The sequence below is a fragment of the Nocardia sp. PE-7 genome, from assembly GCF_030486425.1.
GTDB classification, from domain to species: domain Bacteria; phylum Actinomycetota; class Actinomycetes; order Mycobacteriales; family Mycobacteriaceae; genus Nocardia; species Nocardia salmonicida_A.
The window spans coordinates 6,152,959-6,167,894 of the sequence record NZ_CP129614.1; the positions used below are offsets into that span (position 1 = coordinate 6,152,959).

Annotated in this window: 13 protein-coding genes; 11 read left to right on the forward strand and 2 right to left on the reverse strand. The window is 67.8% G+C overall.

The window, feature by feature from the left end; translation table 11 throughout:
• Positions 1 to 19: 19 nt before the first annotated feature.
• From QX204_RS28775 to QX204_RS28785, 3 genes are read left to right on the forward strand one after another with little or no spacing between them, the layout of a single operon-like run.
• Positions 20 to 730, forward strand: coding sequence for an ABC transporter ATP-binding protein (locus QX204_RS28775; protein ID WP_301903643.1), 711 nt, complete (start codon positions 20 to 22; stop codon positions 728 to 730).
• Positions 731 to 765: 35 nt separating this feature from the next.
• Positions 766 to 1,197, forward strand: coding sequence for an NYN domain-containing protein (locus tag QX204_RS28780; RefSeq protein WP_301903644.1), 432 nt, complete (start codon positions 766 to 768; stop codon positions 1,195 to 1,197).
• Between the two features lie 47 nt (positions 1,198 to 1,244).
• Positions 1,245 to 2,558: a chloride channel protein gene (locus tag QX204_RS28785; protein WP_301903645.1), complete on the forward strand. Its 1,314-nt coding sequence runs from the start codon at positions 1,245 to 1,247 to the stop codon at positions 2,556 to 2,558.
• Positions 2,559 to 2,587: 29 nt separating this feature from the next.
• Here QX204_RS28785 and QX204_RS28790 read toward each other — a convergent pair whose 3' ends face one another.
• Positions 2,588 to 3,187, reverse strand: coding sequence for an SACE_7040 family transcriptional regulator (locus tag QX204_RS28790; RefSeq protein WP_301903646.1), 600 nt, complete (start codon positions 3,185 to 3,187; stop codon positions 2,588 to 2,590).
• An 88-nt stretch (positions 3,188 to 3,275) separates the two neighbouring features.
• Here QX204_RS28790 and QX204_RS28795 point away from each other — a divergent pair, with 88 nt between their 5' ends.
• The 8 genes from QX204_RS28795 (at position 3,276) to QX204_RS28830 (ending at position 14,254) form a co-directional block, all read left to right on the forward strand.
• Positions 3,276 to 4,883: a carboxyl transferase domain-containing protein gene (locus QX204_RS28795; RefSeq protein ID WP_301903647.1), complete on the forward strand. Its 1,608-nt coding sequence runs from the start codon at positions 3,276 to 3,278 to the stop codon at positions 4,881 to 4,883.
• Positions 4,884 to 4,888: 5 nt separating this feature from the next.
• Entirely contained in the window at positions 4,889 to 6,952 is a 2,064-nt protein-coding gene (locus QX204_RS28800; RefSeq protein WP_301903648.1) for an acetyl-CoA carboxylase biotin carboxylase subunit, read from the forward strand.
• Positions 6,949 to 8,109, forward strand: a complete 1,161-nt coding sequence (locus tag QX204_RS28805; RefSeq protein WP_062987042.1) for an acyl-CoA dehydrogenase family protein — start codon at positions 6,949 to 6,951, stop codon at positions 8,107 to 8,109. Before QX204_RS28800 ends, QX204_RS28805 begins: the two co-directional genes overlap by 4 nt.
• Before the next feature lie 107 nt (positions 8,110 to 8,216).
• The gene (locus QX204_RS28810; protein WP_301908138.1) at positions 8,217 to 8,666 is read left to right on the forward strand and encodes a MaoC family dehydratase; all 450 of its coding nucleotides are present in this window, start codon (positions 8,217 to 8,219) and stop codon (positions 8,664 to 8,666) included.
• Positions 8,667 to 8,706: 40 nt separating this feature from the next.
• Complete coding sequence (locus QX204_RS28815; RefSeq protein ID WP_301903649.1) at positions 8,707 to 9,522, forward strand: HpcH/HpaI aldolase/citrate lyase family protein; 816 nt, start codon at positions 8,707 to 8,709, stop codon at positions 9,520 to 9,522.
• Between the two features lie 55 nt (positions 9,523 to 9,577).
• Positions 9,578 to 11,521, forward strand: a complete 1,944-nt coding sequence (locus QX204_RS28820) for an acetoacetate--CoA ligase (RefSeq protein ID WP_301903650.1) — start codon at positions 9,578 to 9,580, stop codon at positions 11,519 to 11,521.
• Positions 11,522 to 11,533: 12 nt separating this feature from the next.
• Positions 11,534 to 12,748, forward strand: a complete 1,215-nt coding sequence (locus QX204_RS28825; RefSeq protein ID WP_301903651.1) for a TetR/AcrR family transcriptional regulator — start codon at positions 11,534 to 11,536, stop codon at positions 12,746 to 12,748.
• An 81-nt stretch (positions 12,749 to 12,829) separates the two neighbouring features.
• Positions 12,830 to 14,254 (forward strand): DUF1254 domain-containing protein, encoded by a 1,425-nt coding sequence (locus QX204_RS28830; protein WP_301903652.1) that lies wholly within the window; start codon positions 12,830 to 12,832, stop codon positions 14,252 to 14,254.
• Positions 14,255 to 14,267: 13 nt separating this feature from the next.
• Here QX204_RS28830 and QX204_RS28835 read toward each other — a convergent pair whose 3' ends face one another.
• Positions 14,268 to 14,915 (reverse strand): putative DNA-mimic protein, encoded by a 648-nt coding sequence (locus QX204_RS28835; RefSeq protein WP_301903653.1) that lies wholly within the window; start codon positions 14,913 to 14,915, stop codon positions 14,268 to 14,270.
• Between the last annotated feature and the right edge of the window lie 21 nt (positions 14,916 to 14,936).

The following is a 14,936-nucleotide window of genomic DNA, read 5'->3' on the forward strand; positions in this document are numbered from 1 at the left end:
ACCGACCGAAGGATCCACCGTGGCAATCACTCTCACCGACGTAACCCTCACCTACCCCGACGGCGCCGACCGTCTCACGGCCCTCGACCGAGTGACCATGCACGTCCCCGGCGGCACCATCGCCGCGGTGACCGGCGCGTCCGGATCAGGAAAGTCGAGCCTGCTCGCCGTCGCCGCGACCCTGATCCGGCCCGATTCCGGCACGGTTGTGCTCGACACCGATTCGGCTACTACAGATCTCGCCACGCTGAGCCGTCGAGCGGCCGCCACAGCCCGCCGGACCTCGATGGGCATCGTCTTCCAGCAACCGAATCTCATCCCGTCGCTCACCGCCCTCGAGCAACTGGAAGTGACCGCCCACCTCGGCGGCCCGAAGCGGGCATCGCGTAGTGAAACCAGTTCCCGCGCAAGAGAACTACTCGATGCGGTAGGTCTGAGCGAACATACTCACAAACGTCCCGCCCAGCTCTCCGGCGGCCAACGCCAGCGCGTCAACATCGCCCGAGCCCTGATGAACGACCCCGCCCTGCTCGTGGTCGACGAACCCACCAGCGCGCTGGATTCCGAACGCGGCGCCGCGATCATCGCCCTGATCACCACCATCGCCCGCGAACACCGCGCCGCCACCATCCTGGTCACCCATGACCCGACCCACCTGCACCGCATGGACGCGGTCTACCGCATGACCGACGGCCGCCTCACCGACGTCGCCGTCCCCGCGCCCGCCTGACGCCTGACCGTTCCGCCACCGGGCAGACTGGGCCCATGAGCGATCCGAGGCATCTCATCGTGGTGGATGCGGCCAATGTCATCGGCTCGCGCCCCAACGGTTGGTGGAAGGACCGCGCGGGCGCCGCGCGCAGGCTTCTCGCCGACCTGGCGAACCTGACAACCCGCCTGCCCGAGACCACCGCGGTCACCGTCGTCCTCGAAGGCGCGGCCAAAGCCGCTGCCGACGGCGCCGAACCCTCCGCGCCGCGGCTGACGGTGGTCCTCGCCGACCGGTCGGGTGACGACAAGATCGTCGACGTGGTCGCCGAGCCCGATTCCCACGAACAGATCACCGTCGTCACCGCCGACCGCGAACTCCGCACCAGAGTCGAAGCCCACGGCGCCGAAACCGTCGGCCCCGGCTGGCTCTGGAACCGGATCGAAGCTTCACCCGCTTCGGGTGAGGACAGGACCGAGTCGGGCTGAGAGGCTGACTTCGCTCCTCATCGTGGGGATACGGTCATGGAGGTGTGATGGCGCAGACGCATGCCCCGGATGTCGATCCGGTCGCGGTCATGCGCTCCAAGCGGTACCTCGTGGCTCTCCTGCTGGCGGCGGCTCTGGGCATACCGATCTCGTTGGTCGCGTATGGCTTCCTGGCCGCGGTAACGAAGATCCAGCAGTTCCTCTTCAGCGACCTCCCGGGTGACGTCTTCTCCGGTGGCACGCCATCATGGTGGCCGCTGCCCTGGTTGGTGCTCTGTGGCGTGTTGACCGGGGCGACCATCCGCTATCTGCCAGGCAACGCCGGTCACTCGCCGGCATTCGGGTTCCACGCCGGAGGCACACCGGTCGACAAGGAATTGCCGGGCATCATCCTGGCGGCACTGGCCACGCTCAGCCTGGGTGCCGTTCTCGGTCCGGAGGCCCCGCTGATCGCGATCGGCGGCGGACTCGCAGTGCTCACGGTGCACTTGCTGAAGAAGGACGCGCCGCCGATGGCGCTGGTGATCATGGCGTCGGCGGGCAGCTTCACCGCCATCAGCACGCTGTTCGGCTCCCCGATCCTGGCCGCGTTCCTGATCATGGAGGCCGCCGGAATCGGCGGCGCGACGCTGAGTCTCGTCGCGGTACCGGGACTGCTCGCCTCCGGTATCGGCGCCGTCGTCTTCGTCGGACTGGACAGTCTCACCGGACTCGGCACGTTCTCCCTCGCGCTGACATCCGTCCCGGCGGCGGTGAACCCCACCGTGGCCACGATGTGCTGGGCTGTCGTCGTCGGTGCGATCGCGGCGCTTCTCGGCTGGGCGATCCGCTGGGCCGGGCTGGCCCTTCGACCGCTCGTACACGCCCATCGCATCCTGGTGACGGCCATCCTCGGGTTGCTCATCGGTCTTACCGCCACCGCTTACCAGCTGATCTCCGGGAACAGCTTCAACCATGTGCTGTTCTCCGGGCAGGACGCCCTCCCCGAATTCGTCGCCCACGCCGCCGACTATTCGGTGGGAGTGCTGCTTCTGCTCGGTCTCTGCAAAACGGTTGCCTACTCGATCTCCTTGAGTGCGTTTCGTGGTGGACCGGTGTTCCCGTCGATCTTCATCGGCGCCGTTCTCGGCATCGCGATGAGCGGACTGCCGGGCATGGATATGGGTCCGGCGATCGCGATGGGCATCGGTGCGATGTGCGCGGTGATGCTGCGCCTCCCGTTGACCTCAGCGCTGCTGGGTGTGCTGTTGCTCGGTACCGACGGCATCTCGGTGACCCCCCAGGTGGTCGTCGCGGTGGCCGTCGCCTTTGTCCTGATCAATGTCCTTCCGGCCACCCCAGCCGAAGAAACCGGCGCATGACGTGGCGATCTCCGGACGCGTCGACAGCACTATCCGGCTGACAACGCCGCCAACGCCATCTGCCTCAGCACCGGACGCGCGCGCGAAGCGCTCGCCGCCGACGCGCTGTGCGGGGTGGAGTTGATCAGGCCGAAGGCGGCGTGGGCCTGAATGCGGGCGGCTTCCTCGGGGAGGCCGGGGTTCAGTTCGCGCAGGACGCCTACCCAGATCTCGACGTATTGGCGCTGGGTGCGGCGCAGGATCCGGCGGTCGTTGGCGGGCACGTTGTCGAGGTCGCGGTCCTGGATGCGGATGAGTTCGGGATTGCCGAACGCGAAGTCGAGGTGGAAGTCGACCAGCGCCGTGAGCGCCGAGGCGGCCGACGGCGATTCGTCGACGACGGCGCGACCGCCCGAGAGCAGGCGCTCACTGATGCCGACCAGGAGCTCGACCAGCAGCGCCTCTTTGTTCGCGAAGTGACGGTAGACGGCGGGGCCGCTGATGCCGACCGCCGCGCCGAGATCGTCCAGACGCACGCCGAAGAAGCCGCGGTCGGCGATGAGACGGGCGCCCGCGGCGAGCAGTTGTTCGCGACGCTGAGCTTTGAGCTGCTCGCGCCGGGTCACCTGGACAGGCTCGCTGGTCGACATTGTGGCCGCCCCCTCTGGACAACTTGGTTAGTGAAGATTAACCTGAATTTCAGTTATTAGCGATTAACCGAATGAGAGAATGGGCGCGATGACGGTTACGCACGAGACCGAAGACGGCACCGTGGCCGCGGCGAGCAACCGGGATACGCACGGCGCCCTGGTCGCGGATCTGCGGCAGCGGCTGGCCACCGCCGCGCTCGGTGGTCCGCAGAAGTCCCGCGAACGCCACGTGGCCAGGGGCAAGCTGCTCCCCCGCGAGCGCGTCGACCAGTTGCTCGACCCCGGCAGCCCCTTTCTCGAACTGTCCCCGCTGGCGGCCGACGGCATGTACGGCGACGAGTGCCCCGGCGCGGGCGTGATCGCGGGCATCGGCCGCGTCGCGGGCCGCGAGTGCCTGATCCTGGCCAACGACGCCACGGTCAAGGGCGGTACCTACTACCCGATCTCGGTGAAGAAGCACCTGCGCGCGCAGGAGGTGGCCGCGCAGAACAACCTGCCGTGCGTGTACCTCGTGGACTCCGGCGGCGCCTTCCTGCCACACCAGGACGAGGTGTTCCCCGACCGCGAGCACTTCGGCCGCATCTTCTTCAACCAGGCGAACATGAGCGCCAAGGGCATCGCCCAGATCGCGGCCGTGATGGGTTCGTGCACCGCCGGTGGCGCGTACGTGCCCGCGATGGCCGACGAGGCCGTCATCGTGCGCGACCAGGGCACCATCTTCCTCGGCGGCCCGCCGCTGGTGAAGGCGGCGACCGGTGAGATCGTCACCGCCGAGGACCTCGGCGGCGGCCTGCTGCATTCGCGCACCTCCGGCGTCACCGACCACCTGGCCGACGACGATCGCGACGCGCTGCGCATCGTCCGCAATATCGTCGCCACGCTCGGCCCCCGCCCCGAAGCGCCGTGGGAGGTACTGCCGAGCACCCCGCCCGCCAAGCCGGAGGACGAGCTCTACGACGTGGTCCCCGTCGACCCGCGCACCCCCTATGACGTGCGCGAGGTCATCGACCGCATCGTCGACGGCGAGAGCGGCTTCCAGGAGTTCAAGGCCGAATACGGCAAGACCCTGGTCACCGGCTTCGCCCGTATCCACGGCCATCCCGTCGGCATCGTCGCCAACAACGGCGTGCTGTTCAGCGAATCTGCCATGAAGGGCGCGCATTTCATCGAACTGTGCGACAAGCGCAAGATCCCGCTGCTGTTCCTGCAGAACATCACCGGCTTCATGGTCGGGCGCGACTACGAGGCGGGCGGCATCGCCAAGCACGGCGCGAAGATGGTCACCGCTGTCGCGTGCGCGCGGGTGCCCAAGCTCACGGTCGTGATCGGCGGTTCCTACGGCGCGGGCAACTACTCCATGTGCGGACGCGCGTATTCGCCGCGCTTCCTGTGGATGTGGCCCAACGCCCGCATCTCGGTGATGGGTGGCGAACAGGCCGCGTCGGTGCTGGCGACGGTGCGCGGCGATCAGCTCGACAGCGCGGGCAAGCCGTGGTCGGCCGAGGATCAGGAGGCGTTCAAAGCCCCGATCCGCGAGCAGTACGAGACCCAGGGCAACCCCTACTACGCGACCGCGCGCATCTGGGACGACGGCGTGATCGCCCCGGCCGACACCAGAACCGCGCTCGGCCTTGCCCTTTCGGTGTGCGCGCAAGCGCCGCTCGAACCCGTTTCCTACGGCGTCTTCCGGATGTGAGCGACATGCTGAACAACAATCACCCCGTCGAATTCGACACCGTTCTGGTCGCCAACCGCGGCGAGATCGCGGTGCGAGTCATCAAGACCTTGCGCGCCATGGGTATTCGCTCGGTCGCGGTCTACAGCGACGCCGACGCCGACGCGCGCCATGTGCGTGAGGCCGATCTCGCGGTGCGGCTCGGGCCCGCGCCCGCACGCGAGAGCTACCTGTCGATCGAGAAGGTCGTCGACGCCGCCGTTCGTTCCGGCGCACAGGCTGTGCATCCGGGTTATGGCTTCCTGTCGGAGAATTCGGCCTTCGCCGCCGCGCTGTCCGACGCGGGCATCGTGTTCCTCGGCCCGCCCGCCAAGGCGATCGAGGTGATGGGCGACAAGATCACCGCGAAGAAGACGGTGACGGCGTTCGGGGTTCCCGTGGTGCCCGGCATCGCCGAGCCCGGTCTGACCGATGAGCAACTGATCGCCGCCGCGACAGAAATCGGCTATCCGGTGCTCGTGAAGCCCTCCGCCGGTGGCGGCGGCAAGGGCATGCGCCGAGTCGCCGACCCCGCCGATCTGCCTGCCGCGCTGGTGAGCGCCCGGCGCGAAGCCGGTGCGGCCTTCGGCGACGACACCCTGTTCCTCGAACGGTTCGTCAACCGGCCCCGCCACATCGAGGTGCAGGTCCTGGCCGACAAGTTCGGCAATGTGGTGCACCTGGGTGAGCGCGAGTGCAGCTTGCAGCGCAGGCACCAGAAGGTGATCGAGGAAGCGCCGTCACCGCTGCTGGACGCGCAGACCAGAGCACGGATCGGCACCGCCGCCTGCAATACCGCCCGCAGCGTGGACTACGTGGGCGCGGGCACCGTGGAATTCATCGTCTCGGCCGACCAGCCGGACGAGTTCTTCTTCATGGAGATGAATACCCGCCTGCAGGTGGAACATCCGGTGACCGAGATGGTCACCGGCGTCGACCTGGTGGAGTGCCAGGTGCGGGTGGCCGCGGGCCAGAAGCTGGCGCGCACCCAGGACGAGATCCACCTCGTCGGGCACGCCGTCGAGGCGCGCGTCTACGCGGAGGACCCGGGCCGCGGGTTCCTGCCGACCGGCGGCACCGTGCTCGCGCTGTCGGAGCCGGAAGGCGCCGGGGTGCGGGTGGATTCGGGCCTGTCGGTAGGCACCGTCGTCGGCAGTGATTACGACCCGATGCTGTCGAAGGTGATCGCGCGGGGCAACACTCGCGCCGAAGCACTCGCCGCGCTGGACCGGGCACTGGAACAGACTGTGCTGCTCGGTGTGACGAGCAATATCGAGTTCCTGCGATTCCTGCTCGCCGACGACGACGTGCAGGCAGGCCGTCTCGACACGGCGCTGCTGGATCGGCGCGTGGCCGACTTCGTGACCGCCGAGGTCACCGACTTCGAATTCATCGCCGCCGCGGCCCATCACTGGTTGCGACGCTGGCCCGTCGCCGGTGGCGATCCCTGGGCGACCCCCTCGGGATGGCGTCTCGGCACACCGGCCCCGACCTCGATCAGACTGTCCGCGGGCGAGCAGGTGCGCCACGTATTCATCGCGGGCACACCGGCTTCGGCGACCGTGTGGCTCGACGAGCCGGGGGCCGAGGTATCGACATCGAGTGAGCTCGCGTCGCACACGCTCACCGCCACCGCCACGGCCGAGGGTCTCGCGGCGACTCTCGACGGACTGCGCCGCACCTACCGCATCGCCGAGGCCGACGGTCAGCTGTGGGTGAGCCACGACGGCGCCCTTGCCGTCCTGCGCGAGGTCGCCGAGGCGAGCGTGCGCGGCGATGTCGCCCATGTCGGTGACGCCGAGATCCGCAGTCCCATGCCGGGTTCGGTGATCGCGACGCCGGTCGAGAACGGCGCGACCGTCGCCGTCGGTGATCCGGTGATCGTCATCGAGGCCATGAAGATGGAGCACGCGCTCACCGCGCCGGTGGCGGGCACGGTGGAGGTGCTCGCCACCGCCGGCGCCCAGGTGAAGCTCGACCAAGTACTGGTGCGCGTCGTCGCCCATCCCGCAGGAACCACCGAAACCGAGCGCGAAGGATCCCTCGCATGACCGACTACCTGTCCTCCGGCTCGCTGCCCGAGGAATATCGCCAACTCGCGCTGACCGTGCGCGACTTCGCCAACCAGGTCGTTGCGCCGGTATCGGCGAAACACGATGCCGAACACAGCTTTCCGTACGAAGTCGTGGCCGGCATGGCCGAGATGGGACTGTTCGGCCTGCCGTTTCCCGAGGAGTTCGGCGGCATGGGCGGCGACTACTTCGCCCTGTGCCTGGCGCTCGAGGAACTCGGCAAGATCGACCAGAGCGTGGCGATCACTCTAGAGGCGGGTGTGTCGCTCGGCGCCATGCCGATCTACCGCTTCGGCAACGACAAGCAGCGCACCGAATGGCTGCCGCAGCTCACCAGCGGGCAGGCGCTGGCGGGCTTCGGACTCACCGAGCCCGACGCGGGCAGCGACGCGGGCGGCACCAGGACCACGGCCGTGCAGGACGGCGAGAGCTGGGTGATCAACGGCAGCAAGCAGTTCATCACCAACTCCGGCACCGACATCACCCGACTGGTCACCGTCACCGCGGTCACCGGGCAGTCCGGCGGCAAGAAGGAGATCTCCACCATCCTGGTGCCGACCTCCACGCCGGGTTTCGTGGCCGAGCCCGCCTACAACAAGGTCGGCTGGAACGCGTCCGATACCCACCCGCTGAGCTTCACCGATGTGCGGGTGCCGCAGGAGAACCTGCTCGGCGAGCGCGGTCGCGGCTACGCCAACTTCCTGCGCATTCTCGACGAGGGCCGCATCGCCATCGCCGCGCTGGCCGTCGGCGCCGCGCAGGGCTGTGTCGACGAGAGCGTGCGCTACGCGGGCGAACGTCAGGCCTTCGGGCAGGCGATCGGGCGCAATCAGGCCATCGCGTTCAAGATCGCCCGGATGGAGGCGCGGGCCCATGTCGCGCGCACCGCCTACTACGACGCGGCCGCGTTGATGCTGGCCGGTAAGCCGTTCAAGAAGGCCGCCTCGATCGCGAAGATGGTCGCCAGCGAGGCGGCGATGGACAACGCCCGCGACGCCACCCAGATCTTCGGCGGCAACGGGTTCATGAACGAATACCCGGTGTCGAGGCACTACCGTGACAGCAAGATCCTGGAAATCGGCGAGGGCACCACGGAGGTTCAGCTGATGCTGATCGCAAGGGAGCTGGGTCTGTGAGCGCGCCTGATCACGGCGGCCCGGAGGCGGCAGCGGAGCGTGACCACGCAGGGCCTCGCGAGCAGGCGCCATCGAGCACCGAGCAACGCCGGGTCGTCCAGCGCGGCCTGTGGTTCGAGGAGTTCGAGATCGGCACGATCTACGAGCACCGACCCGGGCGCACCATCACCGAGGCCGACAATGTCCTGTTCACCACGCTCACCATGAACACCCAGGCCCTGCACCTGGACGCGGCCTTCGCCGACGCGCAGCCGCCGTTCAACCAGCGCCTGGTGAACTCGATGTTCACGCTCTCGACCCTGGTGGGGCTCTCCGTCGCCCAGCTCACCCAGGGCACGCTGGTCGGCAACCTCGGCTTCTCCGAGATGACCACGCCCGCTCCGCTGTTCCACGGCGACACCATGTACGCCGAGACGATGGTCACCGACAAGCGCGAATCCAAGAGCAGGCCAGGCGAGGGCATCGTCAGCCTGGCGCACACCGCACGCAACCAGCACGGCGTGATCGTGGCGACGGCGATACGCAAGACCTTGGTCCGCAAGGCGCCGACAGCATGAGCAACTGCCCCACGCATGGCATCCGTCGAGAGGACGCAGTATGAGCTGGCAGCCCAGTGGTCCCGCGTGGCTGTTCTGCCCCGCCGATCGCCCCGAACGCTTCGCGAAGGCCGCCGCGGCGGCCGATGTGGTGATCCTCGATCTCGAGGACGGTGTCGCGCCGGCTGACAAGGCCGCGGCCAGGCAGGCGCTGATCGACACCCCACTCGACCCACAGCACACCGTGATTCGCGTCAACGCGGCCGACACCGACGAATACGCGGCCGATCTGGCGCTCCTCGCCCAGACCGCCTACCGCCGGGTGATGTTGCCCAAATGCGAGTCGGCCGAACAGGTTCGAAGCGTCGCGGGCTACGAGGTGATCGTGTTGGTCGAATCGCCGCTCGGCGAGGTGCGAGTCACCGAATCGGTGCAGGCCGACAACGCCATCGGCGTGATGTGGGGCGCCGAGGATCTGGTCGCCGGCCTGGGCGGCAACTCCAGCAGGCACGCCGACGGTGGCTACCGGGAGGTCGCCCGCCACGTGCGCTCGTCGACCCTGCTGGCGGCCAAGGCATTCGGCCGCTTCGCGCTGGACTCGGTGTACCTGGACATCAAGGATCTCGATGGTCTCGCCGCGGAGACCAGCGATGCCGTCGCCGTCGGATTCGACGTCAAGGTCGCCATCCATCCGAGTCAGGTCGCCGTGATCCGCGCGGCCTACGCGCCCGACCCCGCCGAGCTCGACTGGGCGCACCGGGTGCTGGCGCAGGTGCCCGACCACCGTGGCGTCTTCGCGTTCGAGGGTCGTATGGTCGACGCTCCGGTGCTCCGGCACGCCGAACAGATCGTCCGGCGCGCGGGCGTGCCCGGCTGAACATCGGGTAACCACACCCCGATACCGAAGTAGTCCAGTCCGAGGAGGACATCCGGTGCAACCGCAGTGGGTACCGAACGCACACGACGTCGCGTCGGCCCGAATCACCGACTTCGCCGCCTTCGTCACCGCGCGAACCGGCGAGGAATACCCCGACTACCAGGCACTGTGGCGGTGGTCGGTGGCTGACATCGCCGGTTTCTGGCAGGCGGTGTGGGACTATTTCGAACTCGGCGAGACCGCCGGTGAGGTTCTCGGCTCGCGGGAGATGCCGGGCGCGCAGTGGTTTCCCGGCACCCGGCTGAACTATGTCGACCAGATCATCCGGATGGCCCAGTTCGGCCGCCCGGCGGTGATCGCCCTGCACGAGGACGCCGAGCCGAGGGAAGTTTCCTGGTCGGAATTGATCGAGCAGGTCACGGTGTTCGCGCGTACCTTGCGTGAGCAGGGTGTCGAAGCGGGCGATCGGGTGATCGGCTACCTGCCCAATATTCCGGAAGCGATCGTCGCGTTCCTCGCCACCGCGAGCATCGGCGCGGTGTGGAGTGCCTGCGGTCAGGACTACTCCGCCAAGGCCGCGCTCGACCGGCTCGGCCAACTCGAACCGACGGTGCTGGTCACCGCCGACGGCTACCGTTTCGGCGGCAAGGAGCACGACAAGCGGGCCGACATCGCGGCCTTGCGCGACGGGCTGTCCAGCTTGCGCGCCACCGTCGTCGTCTCACAGCTCGGACTCGAGGTGTCCGACACGCTGTCCTGGACGGACGCGGTCGCCGATGCCGGGCTCGGTGTGATCGAGACCGTCCCGGTCGATTTCGATCACCCGTTGTGGATCGTGTTCTCCTCCGGCACCACCGGATTGCCCAAAGGCATCGTCCACGGACACGGCGGCGTGCTGCTGGAGCACCTCAAAGCCGTGGCGCTGCAATCGAATCTGGGTCCCGAGGATACGTTCTTCTGGTACACCAGCCCGAGCTGGATGATGTGGAACTTCCAGGTGGCCGGGCTGCTGAACGGTTCCACCATCGTCACCTACGACGGCAGCCCGACCGCGGGCGGACCGGATGCGTTGTGGCGCATAGCGGCCCAGGTGGGCGCCACCGTTTTCGGCACGAGTCCCGGGTATGTGCTCGGGTGCATCAAGACGGGATCCGTGCCGCGCGCCGATCACGACCTCTCGGCCCTGCGTTCGGTCGGCATCACCGGTTCGTCACTGCCGGTGTCGAGCGCGCTGTGGTTGAACGAGAATGCGGGCGAGCATGTTCAAGTGAACTCGATCAGCGGCGGTACCGACGTGGTGTCGGCGTTCGTCGGCGGGGTGCCGACCGTGCCGGTCTGGCCGGGTGAGCTGTCGGCGCCGTATCTCGGCGTCGCCCTCGATGCCTTCGACGAGCAGGGCCTGTCCGTGCGCGGCGAGGTCGGCGAGCTGGTGGTCACCGCACCCATGCCGTCCATGCCGGTCAGCTTCTGGCGCGACGACGACGGAAAGCGCTACCACGCGGCCTATTTCGACACCTTCCCCGGCGTATGGCGCCACGGCGACTGGATCACCCTGACCGAACACGGCAGCATCGTCGTGCACGGCCGCTCCGATTCCACCCTCAACCGCCACGGCATCCGGATGGGCAGCGCCGACATCTACCAGGTCGTCGAACAGTTCCCCGAGATCGCCGAGGCCCTGGTGATCGGCGCCGAACAACCCGACGGCGGCTACTGGATGCCGCTGTTCGTGCTGCTCGCCCCCGGCGCGGAACTCACCGAAGACCTGAAAACCCGCCTCGCCACGGCGATCCGCACCGAGGTCTCCCCCCGCCATGTCCCCGACGAGATCCGCGAAGCCCCCGGCATCCCCCACACCCGAACCGGCAAGAAACTGGAAGTCCCCATCAAGAAGCTCTTCCAGGGCGCCGACCCCGCCCGCGTGGTCGAACGCAGCGCGGTCGACGACCCCGCACTGCTCGACTGGTATGCCCGGATAACCCCGCCCGACAAGCCCTAATACACTTCCCGTATGAATGTCAGCGAGTCTCGTGGGGCGCGTGGGGTAGCTGGGACCGAAGTGCGGCGGAGGCCGAAGAATCGTCGGGCGCAGATCGCGGCGTCGTCGGCGGTGGCGTTCGGGGCCGCGGGGTATCACGGGGTGAGCATGGAGGACATCGCGTCCGGGCTGGGGATCAGCTCGGCCGCGCTGTACCGGCACTACCCCAGCAAGTACGCGTTGTTCCGGGAGGAGTTACTTCGGGTCGGGCAGGCCTTCACCGCGTCGATCGTGGTGTCGGCGCAGGACACGTTGCCCGCGGGGCAACGGTTGCGGCACATGCTGACCGGGCTGATCGGCGCGACCGTGGAGAATCGCGCGACGGTGCGGCTGGTGCGGTGGGAGGGCCGCTACCTCGAACCGACCGATCGAGTGGTGCTCGACGAGCAGCAGGAGTCGGTGCTGGTCGCGCTCGACGAACAGTTGGCGGACTTGCGTCCCGAACTGACCACGGCTGAGCGGCGGATGATCTCCACGGCGATTTTCGGCGTGATCACCAGCGTCGCCGATCACCACGCGGCGCTGCCCGTTCGCACGCTGAACAGGCTGCTCGGTTCGGCCTGCATGGCGCTGACCGAGAAGGAATTGCCCCCTGCGGCAACCGTTTCCGAGCAGGGTGCCCGCGCCGAGATTCCGGATTCGTTCAAACACGAACTGCTGCTTCGTAAAGCGGTGGACCTCTTCCACAAACGCGGCTATCCCAATGTCAGTGTGGAGGACATCGCCTCGGCGGCGGGATTGTCGGCGGCGTCGGCGGTGTACCGGTTCTATCGCGGCAAGAGCGATATCCTCGCCGCCGCATTCCGGCGAGCGGCGGACCGGGTGTCCGGGGCGATCGGACCCGCCGTCGCGAGCACATCCGACAGCGGCGCTGCGCTGGGCGTGCTGGTCGATCAGTTCGTCGCCGACACGTTCAACGAGCGAGCGCTCGCCGTCGTCTACTACGCCGAGTTCGGGCACGTGCCCGCCGAGGAGCGTGCCGTTCTGCGCAATATCCAGCGGTTGAGCGTGCAGGAGTGGGCGCGGCTGGTGCGCGAGATGAGGCCGGAGCTTTCCGCCGCCGAGGCGAGATTCCTGGTGCACGCGGCGTTCGCCATGGTCATCGACCTCGGTCAGCGGTTCGGCGACGACCCGATCGCGGGCCGGGCCAGGGTGGGATTCCTGATGCGGCGGGTGCTGCTCGGTTGAGGCAATTCACCCGTCGCGTATGAGGCGGGCCGTTCTCGATTCGGCCTACGCTCGGCGATCAGGCCGTCGAACGGAGCGTGCATGGATCCTCTCGCGAGGGCGCTGACCAGGCGATCGTTGCTGGGGCTCGGCGCCGCGGTCGCGGTGGGGGCGGTGTTGCCCGGCTGCGGTGGTGACGAACCGACGTCCTTGCCGGTTCGCACCACCGGTCGCCCGGATGTGCTCGCCCTGGCGATCGACGCCTACATCTTCGGTTATCCGTTGATCATGATGGACATGATGCGGGCGGCCAGTGGTCCGACCAACAGCCTCGATCACAGCGTGCTGCCCGATCCCTACGACCGCGGCGTGGCCAGACTCAGCAACGACATGGTCTACACGCAGGCGTGGCTGGACCTGACCGATGAGCCGATGGTGTTGCAGATTCCCGGAGCGGAGCCCGACCGGTTCTGGCTGTTCCAGTTGCTCGACGGGTGGGGCAATACCGTGCACGACCTGACCAGCGAGAACCCGCGGACCGCCGTGAACGCCGACGGTCCACCCTTCACCTATCTCCTCACCGACCCGCAGTGGACGGGCGAGTTGCCTGCGGGGACGACACGGCTGCGGATGCCGACGGAGCTGTGCACGATCGTCGGGCGGATCCAGATCAACGGCGCCGAGGACGCGCCGAAGGTCAACCAGTGGCAGCAGCGGATGAAACTGATCCCGCTGAGCGCCTGGAACCGCGGTGAACTCGACAGCACCCTCAGCCGCGTCCACCCGATCGACCGTGGGCCGGAACCCCCGACGAAACGGATCGCGGCGCTGGACGGCCGCACCTATCTCAACCGCGTCTGCCGACTGATGATCGCCGATCCCCCGGCCGCCGACGACGCACCACTGATGACCGAACTGGCCACGATCGACATCCAGCCCGGCGGAGTGGTCGACACCCTGCCGGCCGACGTCCTCGACGAAGCGGTCCGCCAGGCCCAGCGTCGCATCGTCGACTGGAAAGACCCCACCGCCCGCCGGGTCAACGGCTGGGAGATTCCCCTCGACCTCGGCACCTACGGCACCGACTACCTACGCCGCGCGGCCACCACCAGGCTCTCGCCCGGCCTCGCCCCGATCCGCGACGTCCTCTACGCGAACCTGGACGCGCCCGCCACCGACGACCGAGGCGAACCCCTGCGCTACCGAATCCGCTTCGAACCAGGTCGATGGCCACCCCCTGTCGATGCCTTCGCCACGATCACCGCCTATGACACCCAAGGCTTCCTGGTCCCCAATCCTGACCAGATCTACTCGGTCGGCCACTTCCCCGCCGTGGTCCGCGCCCCCGATGGCTCCGTAGAACTGGCTGTCCAACAACAGGACCCACGTCCCGCCGTCCCCACGGGCAACTGGCTCCCCATTCCCTCGACAGGCGTCTTCTCCCTGACTATGCGCCTCTACGCACCCCAGTTGGCCGCGCTCGACGGGAAGTGGCAACCACCACCGATGACCCGCGTCGACGAATAGGTCCGGTCTGGATTCACCCGAATTCGATGATGGTGCCGTTCTCGATCGAAACCCTGGCGGCCTCGAAGAACAACAGCCAGGTGGTCAGCTCCCGATAGAACGGGTGCTCCGCATCGTTCCGGGTGTTCAGCACTGCCCGGATCCGGGCGAGCTCGGCATCGGAGAGTTCACCCTCGACCAGCCCGATCCCCAAGTACGGTGCGACATAAGCAAGTTCGCGCATCAGCGCCATACTCGACCCGACCATGCCACCGGCGATGTCGACCCCTTCGCCGACGAAGAGCACCTCATCGAATTCGACGGGCACGTAGAGCCCTTCGCAATCCGAGTGGCAGACGAGGTGGGAGTCGAAGGTGGATCCGACCAGGTTGATGACTGGATCATCCGAAGCCCGCTCACCCTCGGCAACGGGAATCAGCGGGTGCTCGGGGTATTCGCGCGCCAGGGCATACGCGCGGCGCAGAGAGTGCACGAAAGAGTAAGGCACGCCCAATATCCGAGCGCGGTCGACTGCTGAGCCCGCAACTCTCGGCTCGTCGTGAGGGGGTAGCCCCTCCTGCACCAGCAGTTCGCTGAGCGCGCGCAACTGATCGCTCAGCCTGTCGAGATTTTCCGGGTCACTGCCGTCTTCCAAGGCATAGGCCAGTCCCCCGGTTCCCACGGTAAGTCCCATGGGGAGAAG

Coding starts and splice junctions, on each gene's coding strand:
- QX204_RS28825 (WP_301903651.1), top strand. CDS start 11,534: ATGAATGTCAGCGAGTCTCGTGGGGCGCGTGGGGTAGCTGGGACCGAA.
- QX204_RS28815 (WP_301903649.1), top strand. CDS start 8,707: ATGAGCTGGCAGCCCAGTGGTCCCGCGTGGCTGTTCTGCCCCGCCGAT.
- QX204_RS28790 (WP_301903646.1), bottom strand. CDS start 3,187: ATGTCGACCAGCGAGCCTGTCCAGGTGACCCGGCGCGAGCAGCTCAAA.
- QX204_RS28785 (WP_301903645.1), top strand. CDS start 1,245: ATGGCGCAGACGCATGCCCCGGATGTCGATCCGGTCGCGGTCATGCGC.
- QX204_RS28830 (WP_301903652.1), top strand. CDS start 12,830: ATGGATCCTCTCGCGAGGGCGCTGACCAGGCGATCGTTGCTGGGGCTC.
- QX204_RS28805 (WP_062987042.1), top strand. CDS start 6,949: ATGACCGACTACCTGTCCTCCGGCTCGCTGCCCGAGGAATATCGCCAA.
- QX204_RS28800 (WP_301903648.1), top strand. CDS start 4,889: ATGCTGAACAACAATCACCCCGTCGAATTCGACACCGTTCTGGTCGCC.
- QX204_RS28780 (WP_301903644.1), top strand. CDS start 766: ATGAGCGATCCGAGGCATCTCATCGTGGTGGATGCGGCCAATGTCATC.
- QX204_RS28795 (WP_301903647.1), top strand. CDS start 3,276: ATGACGGTTACGCACGAGACCGAAGACGGCACCGTGGCCGCGGCGAGC.